Genomic DNA, 25418 nt, shown 5'->3' with positions numbered 1-25418 from the left:
TATACCCTAATAAGCTGCCGGAAAGTGAACGGGTATGCTCCGGAATATGTATTGTGGTATGCAATGCTTTGATATTTGAGAAATCCGCGGTGATACCCTTTGCAAAATCATTAAAACTATATAAATTAAGATAAGCTAAATTCATATTTTTAGGTGAATTTTGCATTAACCTATATGTTGGTTGTTTATAAATTACATAAGTATATCCATTTTGTTTTACAATTATTGATAAGGTTTCTATGGGGATACCATAATAAAATGAAAGCAAATCCAATAATGTATTATTCTTTTCAATAACATTTTCAACTGAATCAAATATATGATATTGAATAACTGCTGTATATGGATTAGTAGTTAAATTGGGTAAGATTGTAAAATCTATATTAGCAATGTTGCTTTCAAAAGGAATGGATTTATTGTCTTCATTGTTTAACCCATATTCTATTAAATGAAAATCGTCCACCAACATGTTACTTGGGAAACTTAGATAAAATGAAGCTTTACTTTGAACACTCATGTCTGTGTATCGGTATTGATAGGTATCTATGATAAAATAGAATACATTACTCTTCGAAGAAACAATAGTTTGTGAAGTAATTAGTTTGGCTCTTGATAAATCAAGCTCAATTTCAGTTCCGTTTATTTGAGCATTTTCTACTATAAGATTCTTTCCGAACAAAAAGTAAGGGATTTTATCATTCCAGAATCTTGATTGTTTTACTAATTCATTAAATGAAACTGTTTTATCTGGGTAAAGATAAATCCTAAATTCTTTTTCTATGTTTATAATAGTAGCATTGAATGTATGTTGTCCATTAGTCGTATCTAAAGTCAACAGAAAATCAATATTTCCTGTAAGCGATTGTTCCATAATTATAATATGATTACATTATAAATATCTTCCTGAGAATTTAATTGTTATTTCACAGCTTCTATCATTTTTAATAGATGTATTACCATTATTAAATTTCGATACACCTTATATATTTTTCGTAGTAAACATAAATATTCCTCCTAAATGAATTAATGCTATAATATATCATTTATATTATGTATATCTTTAACATTACAAACTCTAAATCGCCCTTCAAATAAAATAGTCAAGATCCGATTATTTTCAATTTCCTCTCCACTCCAATAACTATTTGCCTCTTCAATCATTAAATCTTTAGAAAAATTCTCAATATTGTATATCTGCTCATCTACATATACATATTTACCTGATAACAATTCAACCTCAACAAATTGAATAAAATTACACCTATTAAAAAGTTTATCTAACCAGAATTTTGCAGTATCCATATCTTCAGATAAAAATAAACATGTATATCTAGAAGGAAAGTTTTCAAATGACCTTTGTCTAATCTTCTCGAATTCTTCTTCTCTAAACTTCTTAGGGTAATTTATAAAAGTTCTTTTACCACGATTTTGAGTGGATATAATTTGCCCCTCACTCCATTTTTCTTCTTCACTATTAAATGTATGAATATGAAAAAAATGAGGGTTATAATCTACATTTCTTAATATTTCCAGCATTTGTTCTCTATGAATTAAAATTTAATCCAAATATAATAATTCTAAAAATTAGTTCCCAAAGTGATATAAAAAATTCTTTCATCCATATTATTTTGCTACATTTTTCATCAATTATTCCTATATATCTTTCATTTTAGTATCTTCAAAATTAATAAATTCTGAATAGTATATACCCCAATATGCTATTTTCACCACCTACAGTGTATAGTATCGTAACAAACTATAATAATGCACAATAGATTTTTTTTAAATCAAAAATAAACTTCACCACATAAGATAAAAACTAATTAATAATCTACTATAAATAGATATCTTACCAAAAAAATAAAATCACTATCGTTTAATATGTTAGTTCACAAAAGAAATACTTAAAATAAACATCTTAAAATGTCTTATTTACACAAAATACAAACCATTAATAATAGATTCCTTACTTCAAAGTAGCATATATTATTGTATTTTGTTAACTTTGCGAAACTTACATAAGAGAATAACGGCGCTTTAATGATAAATTTACATTAAAGTCGTCTTTATATATAACATATACGTTCGCCGAACGTCCCAATGCGAAAACTGGCACTTTTCAAAACGAGGGGATATTCAGCGCAGGATATGCTATGCCTTGTCATAGCGTGGTCTTGCCTGTTCCTCGTTTAGGTATGCCAGTACCTCGCATTGAAGCAGTGTAAGAGCCACGCTTCTTTTTTGGATACTGGTGAACAGTAAAACATATTGTTTAACTGTTTAATTACAAGTAACATGAAACAGATTAAAGCACACATTGCCGTATCTCTTGATGGATTTATTGCTACTTCAGACAATGAATTAGAATGGCTTCCCAATGAAATTAAATCAATTCTTAATGAACAGTACGCCATAGCTGATTCACTACTTATGGGAGCTAACACCTACCACTATATATTTGATCACTGGGGAGGGTGGCCATATACAAATAAACAAACCTTTGTAGTTTCACATCATAATACCAATATTACGCCTAATTGTAGAGTAAAGTTCTTAGTAAACAAACAATTGGAAGAAATTTATAAATTAAGACATAAAACAAATCTATTAGTAGTTGGTGGCGGCAATTTAATAACTACTTTAATAAAAGCTAAGCTAATAAATTACATAACAATCTATACAGTTCCTAAATTATTAGGAAAAGGCATAAAACTTTTTCATGATATACCAAATTGCGATTTAAAACTTATTACAAGTAACATTTTAAATAGCAATATAATTTGTTCTACTTATCAAACTTACGATTAATATTTTAAAAGTAAAAATTAATAGACAAAGTATTACAGCTATAGTTTTATGAATTTCTAATAGTCTCTCATTAAAAACATTAATATTTATTTGGGAATCCCATAAGAACAACATATATTTGCGTACGATATACATAGTAATACAATGTATTTATAAATAATTATGCTACAAGATAACTTAATAACACAGATGAAGAAAGGAATACTTCCGCTTGTTGTACTTCTAATTATAAGTAAACAAGATAGTTATGGGTACCAAATTTCTTCAGAAATAGAGAAAACTCTTGGATTTGAGGTTGCAGATGGAACTATTTATCCAATCTTAATGAGATTATGTAAAGATGAATTAATTGAGCCATACTGGGTACAGAAAGATAGTGGTATGCCAAGAAAATATTACAAAATAACAGAGATTGGTAGAAAATATATAGTTAATCTTACAGACTATTATCTAAATATTACAAAGCGTATAGGACAATTAATTTAGAATACAAATGAATACAGACTATCAAAACAGCAAGCAATATTTAGGTTATATGCATGAACTAAAGCATAACCTTAATATATTGGATAATGAGACCAAAGACGATATATTAAATGAATTAGCTTCACATATATATGAAAGCATGTGTATGCTGCAAGACAAAAAATTATCAGAAGAAGAACGTTTAGGCAAGGTTTTAAGCCAATTGGGCAACCCAACAAAAATAGCTCAATTATATATATCAGAAGCTCGATTGAAAAAAAATCTGATAAAAGGAAATCCTCTTAAAATTATCAAATACGCAACTCTTTGCATAGTTCGTACTGGAAAATATCTGATTTCTGGGATTTTATACTTATTCAGTATAATCTTTCTCATATTATCAATACTTAAAATTTTTATGCCTAATAGCATTGGATTTTTCTATAACTATGAACAGTTCTTTATCGGATATACTTCTGAGATGGACTCATCAATGAATGATATTCTTGGTTATTGGTTTATTCCTATAAGCCTCATTTTTTCAAGTATTCTGTATTTAACAGGAACAATACTTATAAAAAGAAATATTTTAAAGAAACAATTATGAAAAAAAACTTATTATTGATACTTGCCGTTTGGATATATTCGACAATATCTTATGCACAAGAAATTGATGGGATTTGGCATGGTAATCTAAATTTTAATGGACAAAAATTAGGCCTTATTTTTCATTTGTATAAAGACGAAAATGGAAAGCCTTCTGGAAAAATGGATATACCACAACAAAGTGTTACAGATATGCCCATCAATCTTTCACTACTTACCCAAGATTCTATAAGTTTACATTTACCTGCGATTGGAATGTCATATAATGGCAAACTGGTACAAGATAAAATCAAAGGCTTATTCAAACAGAATGGGGTTTCCATTCCTATGGACTTGGAGCAGGGAGAGATTGACAAACCAAATCGCCCGCAAGAACCATTCCCACCTTTTGATTATCAAACACAAGAGATCTGCTTCACCAATAAAAATGCAAATGCCGTTTTTTCGGGTACTTTGACTTATCCAAAAGAATATTCTAAAGAAAAACGAATACCTGTTGTTTTAATGATAACCGGAAGTGGTCCACAAGACCGTAATGAAGAAATCTTTAAACATAAGCCATTCTTGGTTATTGCCGACTATTTAGCAAAAAATGGAATAGCTTCATTACGTTATGATGACAGAGGTGTAAGTAAATCAACTGGAGAGCGCAGTGGATGTACTTCACAAGATTATGCAGATGATGCAGATAGTGGATTACAATGGTTAAAAGATTGTGGCAAATTTGGCAAAATAGGAGTATTAGGACACAGTGAAGGTGGTTTAATAGCTTTTATGTTAGGAGCTGAAAGTAAAGTCGATTTTATCATAAGTATGGCAGGTCCCGGAATAAAAGGTGATACACTGTTAGCTGAACAACAAAATGCCGCATTAAAGCTTTATGGTCAACCAGCTAATCGAACTGTAGAATCTGTAAGAGCTGAAGTAAGTATGAATCCTAAAGATAGTTGGCTAAACTATTTTATAGATTATGATCCAACTTCTACTATTTCACAAATAAAAATTCCTGTAATGGCAATTAATGGTAGTAATGATATGCAAGTAATATCAACAAGTAACCTTAATGCTATAAAAAAGGAACTAATCAAAAAAAACAAAAAGAATGTGTTTAAAGAATATATAGGCTTGAATCACTTGTTTCAGCATTGTCAAATAAACAATTCTCTTGATTACTATAACATTGAAGAAACTTGTTCAGAAGAGGTTCTTCAAGACATTGTCGATTGGATAAATAAATTATAATTTATACTTAAGTAAAATAATGAAAGAGTGTTTCAATAAAATATTATCAGAAGTAGACTCAATGATAGATGAAATCGATCTATTTGGATATGACATTATTGAAACCTCTCTCTCTATGATATATCGGCTACAAAATATTTTAACCAATTTAAGAATTAAACTACAAACTTATACATTCCCCACTAAGGAAGAAGAAATATTCTTTTTCAAAAATCAAAAACCTGAATTATTAAGCCGCTTACTGTTTTTTCATAAAATTTATCGTATTGAAACCCAATGTCCTACAGGTAGCAATGAAGTAATAAAACTATACATAAATAAAGAGTTAGATAATCTTACATATTTCTTCAATCGCAATTTGGACTTTTACCAATATTACCGTTCTCATTCAACTACCTATGATGAACATTATTTTTTGCGAGGGAAAACAGATATTCGTTTATGTACAGATAGTACTTTATTTGACAAAGATCCTAATTTTTCGACAGGCTATGATTATAAAGTCGCCAAAATACTTTCCAATGAGATGTTACGCATATATCTCAACAAGAAATTACAAAAACTCGATAATGAGAACCATATAGGAAAACAGTACCAAAGCATCAGCACTAAAATACCTATTCGTTTTACAGGGAAAAAAGCAGCATTAATAGAACTTGGCTATGCATTAGTTTCTTCCGGAGATATAAACCACGGAAATATTGAAATTAAAGAGTTCATGAATTATCTTAGCACGATGTTCAATATAGATCTAGGAGGTTACTATGATGCCTATATAGCTATGAAAGAACGTAAAGATCGTACCTCCTATTTAAATAAACTGATAGAAAATCTTTCTAAAAGAATGGATGAGGATGATATAAGATAAGGCCTCATAAATTTTATATGATAAAATACCGTGTTTATACCAACATGGTATTTTTTTATTTGTATTTACTGTACATAGAATTACTCCACTTTATAAGCCAAAATAAAAGAAATAAGCCTTTATTTTATTTTTACCATGATGGTATAAACCATGACTTTTTATCATTCACATATTCCGACTTTTGCAAAAAACAAATTAGTCAGCAATATGAGAACAATAATATTTAAGCAACAAACAAGAACAGAATTTAATTTATATCCTTCTATACTCACATCTTCATTGGATATTATATTGATTAACGAAATCATTATGCATATGATGAATTATATGTTGCAAACGATGCAGTTTTTTGCATATAGCGAAACATAACCTATTGGATGTCCTTCCTAAATTTACATTATATGAAAAAGATAAGTCAGAAACTTAGGAAATTAAGGGATGCAAAGGGTTATTCACAAGAGTATGTTGCTGAAAATATGGGAGTTTCATCATCTACAGTATCCAGAATTGAAACGGACTGTAGTTCAGCAAGAGTAGAGCAATTACAGGCATACTGCGATATTTTAGACATCACTATTGGTGAGCTATTTGCATGTGATGCAAGTGAATCCAAACAAAGGAAGATTTCACTTAGCATTTCCCTTAATGTAGATTCCCAAGAAGACTTGAATAGAATTTATGAAGCATTTAAAATATTAGGTCACCAATAGTAGTAAAGTATGGAAGTAATTACCATTGATAGTGAAGCCTTTCAAAGTCTGAAAGAGCAGCTGAACCGTATTGAGAGTTATATTGAGCGTTCAACTACCCTAAGTAAAGAAATAGATGATGCCCTAGAATTAAGTTCAAAGGATGTGATGGAAGCACTTGCCATATCTGAGTCCACATTATACAGATGGAGAAAGAAAGGCATAATCAGATACAGATATGCTGAATCTGGCGATGTGCGATATTTCTACAATTCGCTTTTTGTGGGAATTAAATGTTATCAGATTAAAGTGCCGGCAATGCCAAAGGAAGAAGCTTTAAGAAGGCTTAGTGAATTCAAGGACAACATAATTCTAAACAGTTACATGAGCAAAGACAGACGAAATGATAAACAAGGAAGAAATACTGGACCGTACTAACAGGGGACTTGATGTTTTCAAATATTATCTTCGGATAGATTTCCGACCGGGAAAAAACTTCAAGAATCCGTTATATGATGATAAAAATGCCTCATGTAACATCTACTTTGACAGACATTCACGCACCTTCAAGATGAAGGACTTTGGTGACGAAAGTTATTCCGGCGATTGTTTCTGGTTCGTTGCCACAATAAAAGGCTGGAATGTCAAATCCGACTTTTCCAATATAGTCAGTCTTATAAACTCAGACTTGAATCTTAATCTTGCACCAAGTACAACAGGAACATACACCACCACTACAGCAAAAACGGCAACAGTATCCAAAGAAAATATTTCTCCAAATATAGCAGTAGAAAAGAATACAAGTTCTTTCAAAGTCGAATCAAAACAATTCACATCTACCGAACTTGGATATTGGCAAAAATATGGCATAAAACTCTCCACATTAAGGCTTTATCATGTAACATCTGTAAAATCATACGAAAGCATAAACAGGAATAATGAGCCATTCAAAATAGAATCATCAGATTTAGATCCCATTTTTGCCTATAACGGAAATGGATATGTAAAACTTTATAGACCATTAAATAACAAAATGCGCTTTCTGTATGGTGGTGAAATGCCTGAAGTATATTGCTTTGGACTGGAACAACTCCCCAACAAAGGAGATATTGTTTTCATAACAGGCGGAGAAAAAGACGTGATGTCACTCTATTCAAAAGGATTTTTTGCTGTCTGCTTCAACAGTGAAACAGCATCTATTCCAACAACCATGATAGAAATGCTTGAAAGGAAATTCAGACACATCATCATTTTATACGATTCTGATGAGACAGGTAAAAGGGAATCTCTACGCCATTACAATGCTTTGTCAGACCATAATGTCATACGTCTGGAACTGCCATTATCAGGAAGTAAAAAGGAAAAAGATATATCGGATTTCTTTGCTCTTGGTAAAAGTGCATCAGATTTACGGGAACTTATCACAAATTCATTGGAAAAACTATATTCTCATACACTCATGTTACTCAAATCATGCGAAATGGACTATAACAATCCACCTGAAATTTCTAAAACTGTTGTATCAGTCAATGATGTACCATTAGGAACATACGATAATCTGTTTTGTATAACCGGAGGTGAAGGCACTGGTAAAAGCAACTTTATTTCAGCCATTATAGCCGGAACATTGATAGATGAAACAACTGATTCTTCTGTTGATACATTAGGATTGGATATTTGCCCAAACTATAATCAAAAAGCAATACTTCATTATGACACAGAACAATCAGAGTATCAGCTCTACAAGAACCTTTCAAAGACTTTAAAACGAGTAGGCATTGATTCTGTTCCGGAAACATATCACACATTTTATCTGGCATCCATGTCCAGGAAAGAAAGGCTACAGATTATAAGGGACAGCATGGACCTGTATTATCACCGCCAGGGAGGAATACACCTTGTCGTTATAGACGGAATAGCAGACCTAATCCGCTCCGCAAATGATGAAACTGAAAGTATAGCCATTGTTGACGAACTGTACAGACTTGCAGGTATATACAAAACATGTATAATATGTGTTCTGCATTTCGTACCCAATGGAATCAAACTTAGAGGACATATTGGTTCAGAACTGCAAAGAAAGGCTGCTGCTATCCTCTCCATTGAGAAAGATGAAAATCCTGCTTACTCAGTTGTAAAAGCTATCAAAGTAAGGGATGGTAGCCCTCTTGATGTTCCCATGTTACTCTTTACATGGGACAAAACAAAGGACATGCACGTCTATGCCGGAGAAAAATCCATCGAAGATAAGGAAAAGCGAAAACGTACAGAACTATCCAATATTACCAAAGAGATATTCAAGTCACGAAAAAAGGTATCTTACAATGACTTGACAGAACTAATAATGGATATGCTTGACGTAAAAGAACGTACAGCCAAAAGCTATATCCGATACATGAAAGAAAACGAAATGTTGTCGCAAGACTCCAATAATTATTACATAACCGGGAATATCAGCCTATGAATAATGATGAAGAAATGGATGTATGGATAAAAGAAATCCTTACCCGCCTTAAAGCCATAGAAACTACATTGAGCAATCTGGAGAAGAGCCAACTGCTGGTTGGTCCGGATACTCTTCTCGATGTAGTGGATGTTTCCAAAATAGTCAAAATTGCCCCCAAGTCCGTTTACCGCTGGGCTTACGAAAGAAAAGTTACTTCGGTAAAGATTGGTGGCAGACGATTATTTTATGCAAAAGATGTTCTTGCACATCAAAAGGAAAGACGATAAGAATATAAGTATTAACGTTTTGCGGAATACGATAATAATTGTAATTTTGCAAACGCTAATAATATCTTCAAACAGTTATTTATTAGAATATTACAACTTTAAAAACAGCATTATGAGCTTTGGATATACAGTAAATAAAGAAAAGAATGGGGTTTTATTAGCATACCTCGCAGAAAGAATTCCTAACATAACCCTTAGGAAGCTATTGAAGCTGGTGTATCTTACAGATGAAAAATTCACTATCGAAAGAGGATTCCCTCTAACCTGGTTCAGTTACTTTGCATGGAAAAAAGGCCCTGTTGCACCTGAAGTATATGATGTAAAGAACGGATCATTTTCAGAGTATGTACAGTGCCATCGTAACAACGAAGACAAATGTGAAGTATCTCCGGTTAGTGGTATTCTTACACAAGAAAAGCTAAACCTCTACAGTCAGTATGAAATGGATATGATTGATAAAATCATTTCTACATACGGATCCATGTCAGCAGATGAGCTTACCGACATTACCCATCTTGATGATACCTTGTGGAGTAAAGTAGTGAATGAAAACAATCTTACTTTTTCAGATTCAGGTCGTTCTGACTGTGAAATTCATCTGAACCGTCTTATTGAAGGTGACGAAGAAAAAGAAGAAGTTTTTGAGGATGCACTGGAATATATGCAGTTCTGTAATGCGACATCGGTATGTTAAGGGCAAAGAATATTATCTACGGTTTTTGCACCTTTACAAATCCTCCCAAAAACAAGTATCTGATTTCCCTCTATAGAAGTGAAAAACTGAACGTTGTTGCCGTATTTCCTACTTCAAGAAAACGTTCCGGTAGCTTATCACCGAAACACGGCAAGAACTACAGAGGACAGGATATTGTATCGTACGTATTTGAAGCCAACAGGTGCATTGGAAAGAAATATGGTTCTGACGAGGATTTCTCTTTTCCACTGGTAACTACCATCCCGTTTGATTATTGTTTTCGAGAAGGTGAACAGGAAAATCTTCTAAAGTCATTTGAGTCTGCCGAGGTTGTAGGAGTTCTCTCGGATGAAGAATACATAAATTTGATTTATGCTTTTTCAAAAAGTCCATTAACTCCACGAAAGTATATACCGATTTTTGAGCAGGTATTAGAAGTATTTTTCTCATCAAATAAAGATCTGTAAATTTAACAGACCTTATTTTAAGAATGTGACAGCTAAAGGATTTTATTTTACTTTTTGGGTTGTCAAAAGCTCTATAAAATAAAAAATATTATTAACTTTGAATACATTTAGAGCGAGTGAGATTTCTGAAGCTTATCTTTAAAGTGAACTTTCATCAGCTTTTGCAAATTGGTGCAAAAGGATAATACTTCTAAAGTAGCAAATATTTAACGATATAATTTCTGAAAGGAAAGATAATATTGTGATAATATTGCTAAGATTAGATAGTAATTTACCGAGTTTATCTGTATTCATGGCTGTTATGGTTATGATTATATTTATAAACAAAGTTAAGGATATTATTCTAAATATCTTAGGGGTGAGGTCTTTAACATGGCCTCTTGTTTACTCATCGAAGGCTACGTAATATTTTACGTTAAACTCCGTTCTTACTCGCTCTATACTTTATATTCTGAGGTATGGTATTTCTATTTGGAGAAGATTTAATTGATACATCATTTTTATGTGGCCATTAGAATGAATTCTCATAAAGAAATATATACTTTCTATATAAACAGATAAGGAATTATTTCTAAATACACAAAAATGAAAGCAAATAAAAGCTGGTTTAAGCTTAAACGATATCCACATATTGGTCTTCCCATATCACCTAATCAAAGAAATGATATTGAAAAATTTATTCATAATAAAATCAAAATATCACATTATGCTTTTTTACCGTTGATTAGAAGGGAACATAGAACATTCAAATATAAACTTTGCCCAGACGGTAAATTTAGAAAGAAAACCAAAATACGTCATATTAGTTATGCTTCACATTTTGATTCATTAATATACTCTTACTATGCTCAACAATTAAGTAAGAAATATGAAATATTTCTGAAAAACAACAATTTAGGAAACAATGTTATTGCATATCGTTCTGTACCAAAAGAACCAAAAGGAAGTAAATGTAATATTGATTTTGCTAAAGAAGCATTCAATTTTATAAAAGAGCAATCTGTACATACCTCTCTATCTGTCATTGTTACAGACATAAATTCTTTTTTTGATAACATAAACCATACATTATTAAAAAGAGCGTGGAAATTCATTTGTGGAGAGATGAGTTTAGGCATTGACGAATATAACATTTTTAAACATGTTACTCGTTTTTCTTATATAAACAATCAGGAATTATTTGAGTTGTTTAAAGACAAAATGATTTGTTCAAAACCCCAAAGTAATAAATACATAGAAAGGAAGGTAAAGAACATGAAGTATTTTCGAAATAAAAATGTTATAGCCTTCTGTAACAAAGATAAAATATCATTTATTCGTTCTAAAGGTCTAATAAGATTAAACCAACCCAATGTTGGTATTCCTCAAGGATTGCCTATCAGCGCAATCCTTGCTAATATTTATATGTATAGGTTTGACTGGCAGCTTTCAAAATATGTTGAATCATTAGGTGGTTTTTATCGTAGATATTCCGATGATATTATGATTGTTTGTCCAAGTTGTAATACTCATGGTTGTATTAATAAATTAAATATAGAAATAAAAAATGTCAAACTAACAATTTCTGAAGATAAGACTAAAATATACCAAGTTTACAAAAACTGTAAGCTTGAAACCTGCGTCAGAAACCAGGAGAAATACTCAAGTATTGAATATTTAGGATTTGCGTTTGATGGTAAGTCTATTAGAATCAAAAATAAAGGAATAAATCATTACTATCTTAAAATGCGCAAAAGTATTGACCGTAAAAAGAAATATGCTATTTACAAAAAAGATAATACGTTAGGACATTTATTTGTTAATCAAATACTTAAAAAATATACTCCTATTGGTAGCAAATGCCATAAAATCCGTAAACGTGATAAGAAAACAAAGAAGTTCTTTTATACAGGTAAAAGGTCTTATGGAAATTACTGGAGTTATATTATTAAATCTGCTGCAATTTGTGAATCAAAAGAAATTTTACATCAATTAAAACGTAACAAACCTATTCTTAAGGCACTGATACTTAAAGCAAAACAGGATATTAATAGTTCTATATCTAAAAGACAATGGTTCGAATATTACAATTATGGTGGTAGAATTTTTACCAGTATCCAAAACAGGAAATAAAGTTTTATTAAATGCCTCTCGGGAATAACGCCCAATATATCAGTTTTCCCGAGAGTATATGGTAAACTAAATCCATTTTATTTTTCTATCTCAATTTCACCTTAACCCCATCATTTCCCTTGTCAATCCGATTATAAACCTCTCCTGAGGTATCAGTCTTAACCACTTGTTCCTTATCACCATCATCCTTATTCTTATTAATAGTAAGACTAATTTTGCGGTCCAGCTCAGAAAGCTCAGATTTCAGTTTTCTCAGCTCACCTTCTTTTTTCCATTCACCTGAAGCTATGGCTTTATACGTTTCAACGTCACGTTTTACTTTTTCAAGCTCACGTTCATGGTTTTCTATTACCTTGGGAATTTTTTCCAAAGCGGACAGAAAGTTCATGCAAGCCAATTTGGGATCATTTGCCAAATGACCGTTATTATGAGTATAGTATATGTTTCCCATACCCTTAACCATAAAACGGTTATCCACAAAATCGAACATATCCTTTTGGGATGCTTCACTCTTTACGACCACCTGAAAGCCATAAATCTCACCTATCTGATGGTATTCACCATTGGTTCTGGCTTTATTAGAAATCTCCTGTAGCTTTGCTGCAAGGACTTTGACATCCTGACTTTCTATTCCATTCAACTTTAAGTCATTAAGCAAATTACCGTCACTATCTTTACGTGCAAGACGGTTAAACTGCTCCATATCTGCTTTAGCTTCATTCGCTTGCCTTGTATGAAAGTCAATAGATTTGTCAATAGTATTCAAACGGAATTTTGCTTCATCACGTTCCTTGGCAAAGCTCTTACGTTCACTTTCAAGTGCCGTAATCTTCTTTTCCAACTTGGCTTTCTCCAACAAATCCGTGTTGCCAGAAAGAATAGCCACATATTCACTGAAGTTAAGTCCATTCTGCTCATCCATTCCTCCTTCATCAATGGTTCTTTTACCCAAGCTGTTAGTCTTTAGCTGATTAATAAATAACTGCTTGTTATGTAACAGATTGAACTTATATGAATCAAGAGACTTCTCTACAGCATATACAATCACATCAACTTTATTGTCAGCATGTTGTTTGGCTACCCAGTTGCCTTTACGAACAGCACGGCCATCACGTTGCTCCAAAGCAGAAGGAACCCAAGGCGTGTCAAGATGATGCACCGCAACCGCACGTTCCTGTGCGTTAACTCCGGTACCCAACATTTCTGTTGAGCCGAACAACACTCTGATAGTTCCTTTATTCATTCCCTCTATCATTGCTTTTTTAGCCTGTTCGGTCTTACATTCCTGAATAAAACGAACCTCTGAGGAAGGGATACCATAATCTTCCACCAGTTTACGTTTGATTTCAGAATATACACTCCATTCTCCAGGCTTATATGTACCAAGATCGGAAAATACGAACTGTGTACCCTTTACAAAATCAAATTTCTTGTAATATTCCGAAATCATTTTAGCACAATGTGAAGCTTTATTGTCCACATGATCCTCGTATGACGGATCTATCATTCGCATATCAAGTGACATCTTTCGTGCATAGTCAGTTGCAATAAGCATCTTTGCATTCTCTTCCTTTTGTGACAATGGCTCTCTGCCCAACAAAGTAGCATCACCTGTACGAGCAAACTCCACCAGTTTTTTTATAAATTCCTCCTGAACAGGTGTAGGTGGAATATTATGAAGAATCTCATTCTTCTCCGGACGGTCTATACCTATATCCTTCGCTGTACGATAGTCGCAGATTTCAGCATAGAAAGCAGCCAGCTCCGGAACTTTGATAAAGTGACGGAATCGTTCTTTCTGCACTATTTCATTAGTTACAGAAAACTCATAGTCAGTAGTTTTCTTCGCAAACACGGCTGCCCAAGCATCAAAACTGTTTATATTCTGCTTTTCAAGCGCCTGAGGTCTTAGATATTTGAACAGCAGATAAAGTTCTGTAAGTGAATTGCTGATAGTTGTACCACTTAGGAAAGTAGCACCAAGATCTTTTCCGGTCCTCTCCTGAATGGTACGGATAGCAAACAGCATATTGAGTGCCCTCAAACTTCCATTCGAGTTTCCAAGTCCGGCTACACGGTCATGACGTGTGTTGAACATCAGATTTTTAAATTTATGGCTTTCATCTACAAACAGATGATCTATACCCATTCGCTTGAAATCCACCACATCATCCTTTCGTGAAGCTATATCGTCTGCAATACTTTTCAATTTAGCTTCAAGATTCATCTTTCTCTTCTCCACACCTTTCAGCATAGCACGTGAAACCTCCTTACCCTGCTCGATAAGAACCTGCAGGTTTTCTTCCACACTGTCAAGTTCCTTCTGAAGAATTGCCTGCTGAATATCCAAAGACTGAGGTATCATTCCAAACTGCTCATGTGTAAGGATAATACAATCCCAGTCATTGTTCTTTATGTCATTAAAGATACGCTGCCTGTTCTGCGGTGTAAAATCATTCTTACCGGGATATAATACTCTGGCATTGGGATAAGCCTTTCTGAAAGTATTTGCAATATCAAATACATTTGCTTTCAATCCGATAATCATAGGCTTGTTTACAATACCAAGACGTTTCATCTCGTATGCAGCACAACACATGATAACAGTCTTTCCTGCTCCCACCTGATGGTCGCATATACCACCATTATTCACCTTCAGCATCCAGATAGCATCTTTCTGACTCTTATACAAATCAGGAAAGCCCAAACCTTTCAAATCAAGCTGCGGAAACTCCTGATGACTTCCATCATAATTAGGACGTACAAAACAGTTAAACAACCTGTTGTATTTTTCTGCCAACCTGTTCTTGAATCCATCCGGCTGCGACTGTAGCCAATCTGTAAATCCATTCCGGATTTCTTCAATCTTTGTATTGGCCAACTGAATGGCTGCACCATCCCTTACCTTGATTTCAGTTTCATTACCATTAAAATCAACAACCGTCTTGCTTTTTGTTATGTCCGGTATCGTATTATGCAAAGCATGTTTCATCAGGTTAATACCGTCATAAGTCTTGAACTCGCCCTTGACGGCATACTTATGATTAATATTACCATTTTTACTGCTGCACTTTACAGAATATTCATCTGCACTTGCTGCAAAGCGCACACTTACGTCTGTTTCAAAAAACTCACACGCAAACTTTTCATAGACCTTTGCAGGAATCCATCTTTCACCGAAATTAAAATCAAGCTCTCCGAAAGATATTGGCGTAGGTACAGCAGCCTTCAATGCTTCAAGACTCTTTTTTGCCTCTTCATTGCCAGGATGATTCTCTAGCCACCATTCCACCTGCTCTGCCTTTTCCACTACATTGCCGGATATGAATCTGTCTGCAATCTCATAACCTCCTTCAAGAGGATTATAATAGATTCGTCCGTCCAAATCAGAAATTATCTCATCTTCCTCCTTATCAGGCAAAAGCGAACATATATAAGGCAAATTCACATCACCGTACTTGTTCAAAGAAGCAGCAAGTCCTTCAAGTGAAGTCGTAACAGTCTTGACTTCATTCACTTGAAACGAAACAGGATGGTCGAAAATATCAGCCTTTATAAACTGTCCTTCACGTGAACGTTCAAGAAAAAGTATCTCAGTAGAACCAGGATCCATTTTCAGCACATCCAGATTCTTTTTTGTATTCAGAAAGCCATAGAAGCCTACAAAATCATCATAAAGCCGGTTCAGTTTACTGCGTTCCTCCTTATCTTCCGTCCTTGTTTCACTCTCATTGTCATACAAACGATGATAGCAATCCCTTAAATCAATGTACTTGCCTAATTTTGTCAATTGACCGATTGGAAGATCAAGCGGATTGAAAGTTGGATTACCAAAGGAAGTATTCGACAGAAATCCCAGCTGTGTACCTTGCCTTACTATAGAACCGTCCTTCAGATGCGAAGACATCATTGTGGTATAAGGTCGTGGAGTAGTATCTATTATCGGTTTCGACTCTACCTTTGGTGGTATAATGTTACGCTTGCCATCATCTATAAGCAATTCAGAAAACAAGTCAAGCTGCACGTTGTTAGTCTGAACTTTCTTTGTTCTGCCTGGCCGGTTGTTACCTTTTATTTGTCCGGCTTTCTGTTTGCCCGTTTGCTTTTTGCCAGCACGTTTCTTTTCGGATGGAGCCGGAGTAACCTTAGGAGTAGAAGCCTTTATTTCCTGATTGAACCGTTCCACTTCTTCAGCCCATGCCTGTATCGCCTTATCCGGAAGATTATAATCTTCATCCTCTACCATAACAGAAATGGGATGATGCTCATCATCAAAGTACACAGTCTGACCGTCCATTTCACGTGGAGACTCTATATCTGTTCTTGCACTTTCATACAGATCAAACAGAGTAAGAACCGGCACACCTACAGGAGCTTTTTCTATTTTCGTACTCTTCTGACGTTCCTCTTCCTCAATCTCTTTCTTATACATATAGGCATAAACGGAAGGATCCATATTCTCCTTTCTCCATTCCCGCAAACTCATTCCCTCCAGTTCTCTACATGCCCGTTCAAGACCTTCATCAAGCCAGTGAGCCTGAGAACCAGACAAAATAGTAATATATCCGTGTTTTGCAGCTTCCTGAAGAATAGCCTCTGTATTTCCATCAACCTTAGCCATAGACTCATAAGCTCTCATAGCATCGCCTATAGCCTTAACAGAAAGTTGAACAGGCTCTTTTATTTCTTCTGCTACAGCATCCACCACTTCAGGAGTATAACGGTTACCGACATATTCTTTCAACTCCTGGATTTCATGAAGCTTGGCCGGTTCAAAATGAATATCACGTTCTATCCTTACACCTCTTACTTCAACTTCCTCAATCTCATGGAGAGAAGCATATCCAAGTTCCCATCCATAGCCCATTGTGGTCAGTGTAAACAAATCTCCAGTTTTCTTATCCGCTTCAAGTACATAACAAGTATATGCACCAAATGGCATGAAATATCTTATATAAGCTACCTTATCACCAATCAGTCCACCATCCGTTTCATACAGGGCAGGAATCTTATCAGCAATCTCCTTCGGCATATAGGTAAAAGCCTGTTTAGCTTCCATTTCACCTTGAAGTTTCTCCACATAGTCATCATCTCCATAGAACAGTCCTTTTGATAACTCATTTGATATATCCCTGTCCAGCTTTAGTTTCAAGTCACTACATATACCTTCAATTCCACCTTCATGGTTATATACCATACATTTCTTACCATAAGGATTAGTCGAAAGTTTTCTTGATGTAGCCACACAATTCTCCATGCTCTCCGTTGCAAACATGGCATTATGAGTAAACAACACCTTATCAGAATTATCAGGATCGGGAACATCAACCGTTTCTATAAACAAGCGTTCCTGTTCGGAAACAATACCTTTACCCGTATTTTTCTGCAAAACAATCAAGTCACTACCAACCTCCGTTCCGGCATTTTCTGTAAACAAATTTTCCGGCAAACGAATAGCAGAAATAAGACTTGAATTATTCATCAGATACTCCCTAACAGGTTTGTTGGACGGTGAATCCAACAAACCCTGTGAAGTAATAAAGGCAAGTATTCCACCTTCCCGAAGAGTATCAAGACCTTTAACAAAGAAATAGTTATGAATGGCACGAGTTGACAAAACCTTTGCCTCCTCCTTTGATTTGGAATATGCACGGTCATATACCACATAATTACCAAAAGGAATATTACTGGAAATACAGTCGAAACGATTCATCAGCTCAGGTGATATTTCCTCAAAACCACGATTGTGCAGAAAGACCTTTCCTGTACTGTTCAATGCTTTCATTATCATTCCCGTGAGCAGATCCTTTTCAAAACAGAATCTTTCCTCTGCATTTTTCCCGAATGAGTTGATAAAAGAACCCATACCGACCGAAGGATCCAAAAAAGTTTCAAACCTGATACCGTTATCGGCAAAACTTGATGCTATGGTATCAGTTACCCTTGTATCAGTATAGAAAGAAGTAAGCACACTTGATTTGATACTATCCATGAGCAGTTTAGCCTGTACCGGATTTGCAGCACCTTCCTTGATTACCTGCTGTAATTCCTGAACCATAGGAAAAAGTTCAAGTTCTGATTTTGCCCATCTGGAACGGTCAGCCAAAGTACTTGCCGGATTCAGGACACACTTCAATCCGCCAAATCCATTATATCTGCCTAGAATCTCCCTTTCCTCCTTACTCGGTATTCTTTTTTCCGCTTCAAGAAGCAATACTGTACGTATAGCCTCAATGTTGTTGCGGAGAACAACCTTCTTGTTATATGACATAGGCTATACATTTTATTTATTGTTCTTGAATTCGAATGATGTAGAACCGTCCTCCTTTAATATCAGTACGGCATTGAACTTCTTGCCGGCTTTGCTAATAAGCCCTTTCAGCGTAGAAGTATGACCTTGAGTGATAAGGCTTCTCACATCCTTATCAGTAAGCATTTTACCACATACCTCCCTGAAAATTCGGAACTCACAACCCTCAGAAGTACATTTGGCAACTTTAGGATAAATCTTTACAGAATTATTTTTGCAAACCGGACAAGTAAGCAGTTCTGTATTATCCTTTGAGACAATTGACGATTCCAAAAGTTCCGTACATATTTGTCCGGTATAATCCTTTATTTCCTGGTTGAATCTGGCTGCATCATTCTCTTCATTCTCAATCTTTGCCAAGGCAAGTTCCCACGTACCCGTCATTTCTGCATTGGCGATTCGCTTATCCTTAACAATATCATAGACTGCCATACCTTTATCAGTAGGAACAAGTGTTTTCTTCTCACGTCTGATATATTCTCTCAGAAGCAGAGTTTCTATAATATTGGCTCTTGTAGCCGGAGTTCCTATACCACAACCGTCCATAGCTTTTCTTACCTCGCCATCCTCAATTTCTCTTCCTGCATTCTCCATTGCAGAAAGAAGAGTCGCTTCAGTAAACAAAGGTTTTGGTTTTGTCTTATGTTCCGTCTCTTTTAATGAAGATATTCTAATGTTTTCACCCTCTTTAAAATCAGGCAAAAATTCAACTTCCTTATCTTCATCCTCTTCTTTTTCATTAAGCACAGCTTTCCACCCTGGATAAGTTACCTTTTCCGCTTTCAGAACAAAATCAACATCAGCGCCATGTAATGTAACAGTCAATACATCCTTTTGTGAAGTTTCAGAAAATGCTTCGAGCATTCTCGCCATTATCATACGGTAAATCTTATCCTCATTGGTACTCAACTGTTCAGGCTTATTGCCTGTAATCAGTAGCGCATGATGGTCAGTTACTTTTGAAGCATCTACAGAACGTCTGTTCAGTTCATGTCTTAGAATCACGGGAACAATATTTTCAAAACTGAAACCATCCTTTGAGAACTCTATCAGTCCACTGATTTCATCAAACACATCATCACCAATATATCTGCTTCCCGTTCTCGGATAAGTTATAAGCTTCTTCTCATACAGACTTTGAGCAAGAGACAGCGTTGTATCCGCTGAAAAGCTGTATTTTCTGTTTGCTTCTTTCTGCAAGGTGGTAAGGTCGTATAAGAGAGGTGGTTCGGTACGGACTGCCTTTCTTTCGACCTTCAACACGGAAAGACAGCCGTGTCCGTCAGTGGTGATGTTATCCGCAAGGATAGCTTTCACTGCGGACTGGGCTGTTTCCCTTCTCTCGAAAGTAGTCTCTGATACAGCTTTCCATAGAATACCATCTTTATCCAGCATCGCTTCAAGTTTCCAATAAGGAACACTCTTAAACTCTTTGTTCTCGATATACCTTCTGCATATAATAGAAAGTGTAGGAGTCTGAACCCTTCCAAGTGAGAATCCGTTTTTACCTGCAGAGATAGACAAGGCACGGCTGGCATTTATGCCAACCAACCAATCAGCTTCACTGCGTGCCTTGCCTGCACTATAAAGATTGTCAAATTCATTGCCCGGGCGAAGTTTTGAAAGCCCTTCCCTTATAGCCTTATCTGTAAGACTGCTTATCCATAATCTTACATAAGGCTTGTCAGAATTAAGATAGGAATAAATATATCTGAAAATGAGTTCACCCTCGCGACCGGCATCAGTAGCCACGATAATCTTTTCAGAACGATTGAAACAATTCTTGATAATCCCAAGCTGCTTGACTGCAGCCGGATCATTGATATACTCTCCGTCCTTTCTTATTTGACGGACAATAAGACGGAACGGTTCAGGAAGCAACGGAAGATCCTCTTTTCTGAATCCCTCCACACCATACTGTTGTGGCATAGCAAGAGTAACGAGGTGACCTATAGCCCAGGTAACAATATAATTGTTTCCTTCCATATATCCGTTCTCACGGCTATTTGCACCAACAATAGCCGCCAGTTCTCTGGCAACTGACGGTTTTTCTGCAATAATACAAGTCATACCCATAGTACTGCAGATTAGATTTTACGACCTTTTTTCTTCTGAACCTCTTTCTTCTGTTTTTCAGTCGGCTCTGACTGTTCCTTTTTCAGAGGTTCCTTTACATGTTTAGTTGCCTCATTTGTCTTGCCTTCATTGTTCACGGCAACCTGAGTCTTGTTTCCTTCAGCAACAGCAACAACTTTCGCTTCACCCTGTTCCTGTTTCCTGTCCGGATTCCATCTGTAAAATCTCGGTCGGTTTTCTTCCTTGTCAAACTTAACGTATGCATTGAAAGGCTGTCCGGCTCTATCAACCATATTCTTGATGTAGAGTGTACGTCCTTCATTAAGTGCTGCCTGCTGTTTTTCTGTAAGTTCCACTCCGCAAATTTTCCGTGAAACACCTTTCTGCTGTTCCTGATTTACATGCTGAGTCACACTCTGCCTTGTAGTATTGTCAAACTTGAATTCAATACCTTTCTTATCGGCATTAATCTGAATCTGAGCATTGAAAGGTTTACCGGCTTTGGAAATCATATTTTCCACTGCAACAGCCTTGCCCATAGCCAAATCTGCCTTCTGTTGTTCGGAAAGCTTAACACCCTTGATTTCATCAGGGACACGCACACGGTCAGCTCTCAAAGCAATCAGTTCATTTGTTTGCGGGTCAACGGATATGAAAGCCTTGAACGGCTCTCCGTTTTTAGGAGTAACGTCAGCCAGTCTTCCAAGATTACCCGTTTCACGGAGCATCTTCTTGTCTTCCTCTGAAAACTCAACACCCATGAAAGGAAAGTCCAACCGCGGCTCTTTTCTGATTGTATGAATAGCTAGTGCAAGATTACCGTCAGTATCTTCACGGAAAGCAAGTCTGGCTTCCGTATAGATAGTCTTATCGCCAAAAGGAACTGCAATAGGCATCAAATTACTCTTTCCCCATCCAAGCATCTTTTCAAGATTGCCAGAAGCCTTCAACTGTTCACGAGTGATACCAATTGCCGTAAGCTCATTCCAGTCAATACGTTCTTCGTTTACCCGCCCAAGCTGTTCTTTTGGAACATAGTCCTCCAGATTCACACGCATCAGTTTCAGCTGTTCTTCATTCTTCTGTGGTTGCTGAAGCATTTCCTGGAGAATCATTACAGAACTTTCCACTTTGTCTGCAACCAGCCTATACAATCCAGTTCTTGAAGGATCATTAAACTGTCTGGTAAAATTCTCCATGAAGTTCTTGAAAATACTGTCATTTTCACTGAATTTCATGAACTGTCCTGAATGTGCATCAAGTGGTTCAACTGTCTGTACCTTACCTTCTGCATCAACTGATGAAACTACTGATAACTTTTTCGATTCCTTATCCTCCAATACAAGGATGTAGTCATTGGTGTTCGTATCCATAATTCTAAATTTAATGGGTTTGAACACCAAATATATAGCTTACTTATGCGGATGACGCAAGTGAGGGAAAAGTGGGGAAAATGGGAGAAAATTGGTAAAATAAAGTTTTCGCAAAATTAAATACCATTAGTTTATAGTAGGTTTTGCCCATAACCAAGTGCCAGTAGGTTGTTTACTAGAGTCAACAAATTCACAGTCTATAACTGACTTAGCAAACTCTACGTTTTTATTTAAAGTATCTATTTCTAGTTCTGATAATCTAAAATTAAAGCTATGTTCAATAATTTCATTTGTATCTGCTACATGAATTTTGGCAACAGCATTATAATCTCCGGCTTTCCAAAATAAAGAGCTTTTATATAAACGGATTAATTCATTATATTCATTTGAGCATTTTATAGCATCAACATCTACATTTGTATTAATTTTTTGGTTTTCAATAAATGTTGTCAGTTTATAAGCTAACTGCTTTCTCTTTTCCAAAAAAGCAACAGATTGAAATCCTATGAATTTCTCAATTAATACATCCTTAAAAGCATTGATAGCTATTGCATTCTGCTGTTTTGCCATAGTTGCATTACCACCAGGTCCTTGAAGTTCATAAAAGGTTTCACTATACCACATCCATTTTAAAGTATGGTGTGCTCCGTCTTTATCTATGAGGACTAGCTCAATATCATCTATCAAAGCATGCTTATCTCTTGCAAGAAATGAAAACCTAAGATTAAAGGCATTACCATTCTTTATATAACCAACTTCAGCCTCACCATCATGATATATTGATATTTTAGGCTTCTTCATCCAATTATATATCCAAGAAATAATCTGTGGTAACCATGCTAAAGCACCTAGAATGGCAACAATGTCAATAAATTTCATAATATTCTACTTTAATTGTTTTCTATAAACTGAATCTAATGTATTTCCATCTTTATCTTTCCAAACAAGCCAACCATTATTACTACTACCGATACAAAAATCAGCTGCAGTACTTGGACTTGAAAATGTTTTATCTGAATCCAATATCAATAAACCATTTTCAACTGAAATATATTCATTTAGCATTTTCTCACGTCTGTCTTTCCACGAAAAAGATGAAACGCAAGAATTAGCAATTATACTACCTTTTAATACCGTAAAACCTGAAGAATTATAAAATCCTTTAGCATTACACCCTCTACCTTTAGTATAAAAAAGATGTTCAACTATAGGTTCTGAAACCTCAAAAATATTACACCCCATAAATGATGTAAGGAATTTAATATCCTCAAAGAATTCATCCATTGCATCACGTTGGTGTTCAGGCATATTGGGTGATTTAGGTGTCTGTTTATTTTCATCTAGAATGAATGAGTTTGATTTTTTTGCTAATGTTATAGCCTTATACTCTAAATATTGAACATCAGCTTTAGTCATATCTTCATCCTTTGAAACAAAAATAAGAGCTTTTTGCCAGAAAACTTTCTTATTATCATGATCTTTTACACGTTCTCTAAAATTTTCCGTTTCACCAATATAAGCTTAAGGCTTTGTTGCTTCATCTTCACCGATTAAAATATAAAAAGCAGGTTTGTGAAGCTTTTCCTGTTCATTTAAATATGTAAGGTTAGAACGTGGTACCACAAACATCTGGCAAATCTTATTGCTAATAAATGAGTACTGTGTATCCTTAGGATCTCCGTCAATAAGGTATGTTGTTACAGTTTTGCCCATAATTCTTATAGTAAAAATCAACGTTTATGTTAAAAAATAGCCATGAGAACTCGACGGCACTGTGGATTTATTCGTGAATCTGAAATGTAAGTCTTGAACTTCTCCGAATACACAGCCTTAGTCATAAGTTCTTTTATAATATCAGGAGAACATACAGTAATCCAATCAATCTCCACTTTTTCAGGATGAACATAGTTTATAGGATCACAGAAGAATTGCAAACAATCATTTTTATCCCGATAATTATCTATAATATTCCACAGCTCCTTATATCTTTCATCTTTTTTCCATTCTGCCAAATACTTACATGCAATAGCATTATTACTTTCTATCCTATTTTTACCATTGTTCAGTCGTTCTTCAAATTCTTCAGGAGAATCAGGAACAGTTTGCGTCTTGTGCATAAACTCAACATATAAAGGAAACCAACATTTTTGGAAAGATGTTTTACCGTACTCTATTAATTTCATTTTATCTACATCTGGTGTAATAGAATACAGCGGTAACATATTAAAATCAGAGATACCTTGAGAAATATAGTGTTCAATATTCTCTATTTTTAAATTACCTTTTGAAATAACCTTACAAAGTTCTTTAACTATATTATTGTATTCATACCTATCCTTTCCATTTTTATCATCCAATAATTTATAAAGAAACTGCATGGCAAATTCTGGAGTTGGACTATGAGAATCAATAACCACATTCAAAAAATTTTCCAGCTCATATCGTTGTTGGTTTATACCCCACATAATATCTACAACTTCATAAAGAGCCGAGACATCAATATCAATTGAAGTACAACGACCTATGATATATATCAAATTTTTCACAGAATCCATTATTGGCTGTGTCTGGTATCTCACAAAAACCTTCTTATGGAGATTATTAATACACTTCGTAATATATTGTTTACCATCTTCGTCTATATCAATACTATAAATTTCGTATTGACGAAAGACTTCTCGAAGTTCCTTTGTTTCTAACCCAAAAATCAAAATTGCTAACATTTGGGAATCCAGTGATTCTATTTTGGTACTGTAAAAGAATTTAGACTCATCATCACATTGATTTTTTGTAGCATAACTGTTTAGAATACCAGATACCGTATTACGACAAATAGCTTTATCATACTTATTAAAATCACTCAACACAAAATTTCTCTGACTAAAAAGTTTCTCTCTCTGATATTTTGCAATAAGAGCAATAATATTGAAGTGATTTAAACTTATGTATATCAATTAAAATGTTGTCAAACAGCG

At 34.8% G+C, this 25418-nt stretch carries 19 protein-coding genes and 1 pseudogene; 12 read left to right on the top strand and 8 right to left on the bottom strand.

Going from position 1 to position 25418, the window contains the following annotated elements:
• Positions 1-871, bottom strand: an 871-nt coding sequence (locus DXD04_RS15160; protein ID WP_147330772.1) for a hypothetical protein, incomplete at its 3' end; no start/stop codon positions are given.
• A gap of 158 nt (positions 872-1029) precedes the next feature.
• Complete coding sequence (locus tag DXD04_RS15155; RefSeq protein WP_117674022.1) at positions 1030-1536, bottom strand: DUF2441 domain-containing protein; 507 nt, start codon at positions 1534-1536, stop codon at positions 1030-1032.
• A 759-nt stretch (positions 1537-2295) separates the two neighbouring features.
• On the opposite strand from DXD04_RS15155, the gene DXD04_RS15150 reads away from it, so the two are divergent.
• The 12 genes from DXD04_RS15150 (at position 2296) to DXD04_RS15095 (ending at position 12684) form a co-directional block, all read left to right on the top strand.
• A complete protein-coding gene (locus tag DXD04_RS15150; RefSeq protein ID WP_117674021.1) occupies positions 2296-2808 on the top strand; it encodes a dihydrofolate reductase family protein in 513 nt (170 codons plus the stop codon).
• A gap of 189 nt (positions 2809-2997) precedes the next feature.
• On the top strand, positions 2998-3294 hold the full coding sequence (locus tag DXD04_RS15145; RefSeq protein WP_181977492.1) for a PadR family transcriptional regulator: 297 nt from the start codon (positions 2998-3000) through the stop codon (positions 3292-3294).
• A 7-nt stretch (positions 3295-3301) separates the two neighbouring features.
• Positions 3302-3880 (top strand): HAAS signaling domain-containing protein, encoded by a 579-nt coding sequence (locus tag DXD04_RS15140; RefSeq protein ID WP_117674019.1) that lies wholly within the window; start codon positions 3302-3304, stop codon positions 3878-3880.
• The gene (locus tag DXD04_RS15135; RefSeq protein WP_117674018.1) at positions 3877-5121 is read left to right on the top strand and encodes an alpha/beta hydrolase family protein; all 1245 of its coding nucleotides are present in this window, start codon (positions 3877-3879) and stop codon (positions 5119-5121) included. Before DXD04_RS15140 ends, DXD04_RS15135 begins: the two co-directional genes overlap by 4 nt.
• A gap of 19 nt (positions 5122-5140) precedes the next feature.
• Positions 5141-5989 (top strand): RteC domain-containing protein, encoded by an 849-nt coding sequence (locus DXD04_RS15130; protein WP_117674017.1) that lies wholly within the window; start codon positions 5141-5143, stop codon positions 5987-5989.
• Positions 5990-6390: 401 nt separating this feature from the next.
• A complete protein-coding gene (locus DXD04_RS15125; protein ID WP_158556228.1) occupies positions 6391-6699 on the top strand; it encodes a helix-turn-helix domain-containing protein in 309 nt (102 codons plus the stop codon).
• A gap of 9 nt (positions 6700-6708) precedes the next feature.
• Positions 6709-7116 carry a helix-turn-helix transcriptional regulator gene (locus DXD04_RS15120; RefSeq protein WP_025019711.1) on the top strand — a complete coding sequence of 136 codons (408 nt, stop codon included), beginning with the start codon at positions 6709-6711 and terminating at the stop codon, positions 7114-7116.
• Positions 7082-9142 (top strand): bifunctional DNA primase/helicase, encoded by a 2061-nt coding sequence (locus DXD04_RS15115; RefSeq protein WP_117674016.1) that lies wholly within the window; start codon positions 7082-7084, stop codon positions 9140-9142. Before DXD04_RS15120 ends, DXD04_RS15115 begins: the two co-directional genes overlap by 35 nt.
• Positions 9139-9411 (top strand): helix-turn-helix domain-containing protein, encoded by a 273-nt coding sequence (locus tag DXD04_RS15110; protein WP_117674015.1) that lies wholly within the window; start codon positions 9139-9141, stop codon positions 9409-9411. Before DXD04_RS15115 ends, DXD04_RS15110 begins: the two co-directional genes overlap by 4 nt.
• A 112-nt stretch (positions 9412-9523) precedes the next feature.
• Entirely contained in the window at positions 9524-10105 is a 582-nt protein-coding gene (locus DXD04_RS15105; RefSeq protein WP_181977491.1) for a Panacea domain-containing protein, read from the top strand.
• A complete protein-coding gene (locus tag DXD04_RS15100) occupies positions 10099-10572 on the top strand; it encodes a hypothetical protein (RefSeq protein WP_117674013.1) in 474 nt (157 codons plus the stop codon). Before DXD04_RS15105 ends, DXD04_RS15100 begins: the two co-directional genes overlap by 7 nt.
• 585 nt (positions 10573-11157) lie before the next feature.
• On the top strand, positions 11158-12684 hold the full coding sequence (locus DXD04_RS15095) for a reverse transcriptase domain-containing protein (RefSeq protein ID WP_117674012.1): 1527 nt from the start codon (positions 11158-11160) through the stop codon (positions 12682-12684).
• Between the two features lie 85 nt (positions 12685-12769).
• On the opposite strand, the gene DXD04_RS15090 is transcribed toward DXD04_RS15095, so the two are convergent.
• The 6 genes and pseudogenes from DXD04_RS15090 to DXD04_RS15065 all read right to left on the bottom strand — a co-directional run bounded on the left by DXD04_RS15090 (position 12770) and on the right by DXD04_RS15065 (position 25397).
• Complete coding sequence (locus DXD04_RS15090; RefSeq protein WP_117674011.1) at positions 12770-18955, bottom strand: N-6 DNA methylase; 6186 nt, start codon at positions 18953-18955, stop codon at positions 12770-12772.
• Between the two features lie 12 nt (positions 18956-18967).
• Complete coding sequence (locus DXD04_RS15085) at positions 18968-21070, bottom strand: type IA DNA topoisomerase (RefSeq protein WP_259299572.1); 2103 nt, start codon at positions 21068-21070, stop codon at positions 18968-18970.
• An 11-nt stretch (positions 21071-21081) separates the two neighbouring features.
• Positions 21082-22443: a DUF3945 domain-containing protein gene (locus DXD04_RS15080; RefSeq protein WP_117674010.1), complete on the bottom strand. Its 1362-nt coding sequence runs from the start codon at positions 22441-22443 to the stop codon at positions 21082-21084.
• Positions 22444-22569: 126 nt separating this feature from the next.
• Positions 22570-23322, bottom strand: coding sequence for a hypothetical protein (locus DXD04_RS15075; protein WP_117674009.1), 753 nt, complete (start codon positions 23320-23322; stop codon positions 22570-22572).
• Positions 23323-23328: 6 nt separating this feature from the next.
• Positions 23329-24156 (bottom strand): annotated as a pseudogene (locus tag DXD04_RS15070) (GIY-YIG nuclease family protein).
• 29 nt (positions 24157-24185) lie between these two features.
• Positions 24186-25397, bottom strand: a complete 1212-nt coding sequence (locus DXD04_RS15065) for a hypothetical protein (RefSeq protein WP_117674008.1) — start codon at positions 25395-25397, stop codon at positions 24186-24188.
• Positions 25398-25418: the final 21 nt, after the last annotated feature.

Origin of the sequence: Phocaeicola plebeius (genome assembly GCF_003437535.1) — a bacterium.
Classification (GTDB): domain Bacteria; phylum Bacteroidota; class Bacteroidia; order Bacteroidales; family Bacteroidaceae; genus Phocaeicola; species Phocaeicola plebeius_A.
The sequence above is the reverse complement of the archived record's forward strand: the minus strand, read 5'-3'. Positions and strand labels throughout refer to the sequence as shown.

Excerpts from the sequence above, each read along its gene's own strand:
- DXD04_RS15125 (WP_158556228.1), top strand. The coding sequence starts at position 6,391 with ATGAAAAAGATAAGTCAGAAACTTAGGAAATTAAGGGATGCAAAGGGT.
- DXD04_RS15105 (WP_181977491.1), top strand. The coding sequence starts at position 9,524 with ATGAGCTTTGGATATACAGTAAATAAAGAAAAGAATGGGGTTTTATTA.
- DXD04_RS15090 (WP_117674011.1), bottom strand. The coding sequence starts at position 18,955 with ATGTCATATAACAAGAAGGTTGTTCTCCGCAACAACATTGAGGCTATA.
- DXD04_RS15095 (WP_117674012.1), top strand. The coding sequence starts at position 11,158 with ATGAAAGCAAATAAAAGCTGGTTTAAGCTTAAACGATATCCACATATT.
- DXD04_RS15080 (WP_117674010.1), bottom strand. The coding sequence starts at position 22,443 with ATGGATACGAACACCAATGACTACATCCTTGTATTGGAGGATAAGGAA.
- DXD04_RS15135 (WP_117674018.1), top strand. The coding sequence starts at position 3,877 with ATGAAAAAAAACTTATTATTGATACTTGCCGTTTGGATATATTCGACA.
- DXD04_RS15130 (WP_117674017.1), top strand. The coding sequence starts at position 5,141 with ATGAAAGAGTGTTTCAATAAAATATTATCAGAAGTAGACTCAATGATA.
- DXD04_RS15155 (WP_117674022.1), bottom strand. The coding sequence starts at position 1,536 with ATGCTGGAAATATTAAGAAATGTAGATTATAACCCTCATTTTTTTCAT.
- DXD04_RS15075 (WP_117674009.1), bottom strand. The coding sequence starts at position 23,322 with ATGAAATTTATTGACATTGTTGCCATTCTAGGTGCTTTAGCATGGTTA.
- DXD04_RS15120 (WP_025019711.1), top strand. The coding sequence starts at position 6,709 with ATGGAAGTAATTACCATTGATAGTGAAGCCTTTCAAAGTCTGAAAGAG.
- DXD04_RS15110 (WP_117674015.1), top strand. The coding sequence starts at position 9,139 with ATGAATAATGATGAAGAAATGGATGTATGGATAAAAGAAATCCTTACC.
- DXD04_RS15115 (WP_117674016.1), top strand. The coding sequence starts at position 7,082 with ATGATAAACAAGGAAGAAATACTGGACCGTACTAACAGGGGACTTGAT.
- DXD04_RS15085 (WP_259299572.1), bottom strand. The coding sequence starts at position 21,070 with ATGGGTATGACTTGTATTATTGCAGAAAAACCGTCAGTTGCCAGAGAA.
- DXD04_RS15100 (WP_117674013.1), top strand. The coding sequence starts at position 10,099 with ATGTTAAGGGCAAAGAATATTATCTACGGTTTTTGCACCTTTACAAAT.
- DXD04_RS15150 (WP_117674021.1), top strand. The coding sequence starts at position 2,296 with ATGAAACAGATTAAAGCACACATTGCCGTATCTCTTGATGGATTTATT.
- DXD04_RS15140 (WP_117674019.1), top strand. The coding sequence starts at position 3,302 with ATGAATACAGACTATCAAAACAGCAAGCAATATTTAGGTTATATGCAT.
- DXD04_RS15145 (WP_181977492.1), top strand. The coding sequence starts at position 2,998 with ATGAAGAAAGGAATACTTCCGCTTGTTGTACTTCTAATTATAAGTAAA.